This is a genomic window from Neoroseomonas rubea (assembly GCF_016106015.1).
GTDB lineage: Bacteria > Pseudomonadota > Alphaproteobacteria > Acetobacterales > Acetobacteraceae > Neoroseomonas > Neoroseomonas rubea.
Genome location: NZ_JACADQ010000540.1, coordinates 1 through 1,720, shown reverse-complemented (window position 1 = coordinate 1,720; position 1,720 = coordinate 1). Strand labels below are relative to the sequence as shown.

Annotated in this window: 2 protein-coding genes; one reads left to right on the top strand and one right to left on the bottom strand. The window is 76.5% G+C overall.

Translation table 11 applies throughout. The features are described from left to right. Window positions 1-654: hypothetical protein (locus tag HW577_RS24630; protein ID WP_232475224.1), on the top strand; the 654-nt coding region annotated here is incomplete at its 5' end. 3 nt (window positions 655-657) lie between these two features. Here HW577_RS24630 and HW577_RS24625 read toward each other — a convergent pair. After that, window positions 658-1,720, bottom strand: a 1,063-nt coding sequence (locus HW577_RS24625; protein WP_198378728.1) for a nucleotide sugar dehydrogenase, incomplete at its 5' end; no start/stop codon positions are given.

Genomic DNA, 1,720 nt, shown 5'->3' with positions numbered 1-1,720 from the left:
AGTGCGCCACCGGCCATGGCGCCGCCCGCCGCAGCGCCGGCCGCCGCCCGCGCCACTCTACCGCTGCCGCGCGCGGCGGGGGACCTCGCGCGCCTGCTGCCGCATGTCTCGCCCGAGCATGGGCGGAGCACGGCCGCGGGCTACCTCTCCGCGCCAGGGCCGAACCGTGCGCTCGCGATCAATCCCGACCAGCGGACGGGGATGCTCGTGCAGGGCTTCGCCTCGGCCGAGGATGCGGAGACGACGCTGCTGGAACGCTGCCAGATCGCCTTCGGCTCGCCCTGCCTGCTGGTGGCCGTGAACGACGCGCTGCTGGCGCCGGAGGCGATGGCGCAGCGGCGGGACATGCCGCGCCTGCGCCATGCCGGCGCCTATGATCCGGAACGGGTGCCCGGCATCGCCGCGCGCCGCCGGCCGCAGATGCCGGAGGTGATGGGCTACGGCGACAAGCCCGGCCCGAAGGCCATGGCGATCCATCCGCAGGGGCGCGTCGCGGTCGCACACCTCGCCCGCAGCCGGGAGGAGGCGGCGCAGCAGGCGCTCGCCGCCTGCCGGGCGATGGCGCAGCGCGACCGGCTGGTGGGCACATGCCTGCTCTACGCGATCGATGACGAGGTCGTGCTGCCGCGGCGCCTCGCGCAGCCGCCGCGCTGATCGTCACACCACGACCACGCGCCCCGCATCGCGCGGCAGCAGGCCGAAGGGATCGAAGGCCACCGGCGCGAGCCGCGGCAGCGCCGCGAGGTCGAAGCTCGGCTGCGGCGTGCCGAGGATGACCGCCTCGGGCGGGCCATCGGGGCAGCGCGCGGGGTCCTCCACCCGCGCGAAGCCCTCGACCTCCACCGGCAAGGGGTCGTGCCACATCGCCACGGCGCCCCGCGCGGCAAGCCCACTCAGGATCGCGACCGGCGCCGCGACGCGCAGATCCGCCACCCCCGGCTTGTACGTGACGCCCATCACGAGGATGCGCCGACCCGCGAGCCTGCCGTCGAATTCCGCCGCCACCGCATCCACCACCCGCCGCGGCCGCGCCGCATTCGCCGCGGCGGCGAGCGCGACCAGCGCCGAGGGCTGGCCCGCGCGCGCGAGTTCCATCTGCAGGTAGCCCGGATCGACCGGGATGCAGTGCCCCCCCGCCCCGGCGCCGGGCCAGAAGGGCGCGAAGCCGAAGGGCTTGGTCGCCGCCGCCGCCACCACCGCGCGCGTCGGCACGCCGAGCGCGGCGAAGCCGCGATGCAGCTCATCCATCAGCGCGATGTTGACGAGGCGATAGGCGTTCTCCAGCAGCTTCGCGCATTCGGCGATCTCGGGCGTCGCGACCGGCACGACCCGGTCCACGAGCCTCTCCCAGACGCCGCGCGCGCGGGCGAGCGACGCCGCGTCGGGCGCGCCGAGCAGGCGGGGCACGCGGCGGGGGCTCTCGGCCCGGCCCGGATCCTCCCGCTCCGGCGAGACGGCGAGGTAGACGTCCTGCCCGATCAGCGCCCCGTCCCGTTCCAGCACATCCCGGCACAGCCCATTCGTCGCGCCGGGCTGGCAGGTGGAGACGAGGCAGACCAGCGCGCCCGGCCGCAGCCCCGCGCGGCAGGTCTCGAGTGCGGCGCGCACCGGGCCGAGGTCCGGCCGCCCTTCGCCATCGAGCGGCGTCGGCACGCAGATGAACCAGGCGTCGGCGCGCGGCAGGGAGGCGCGATCGGCGGTCGCGGCGAAGCACCCCGTG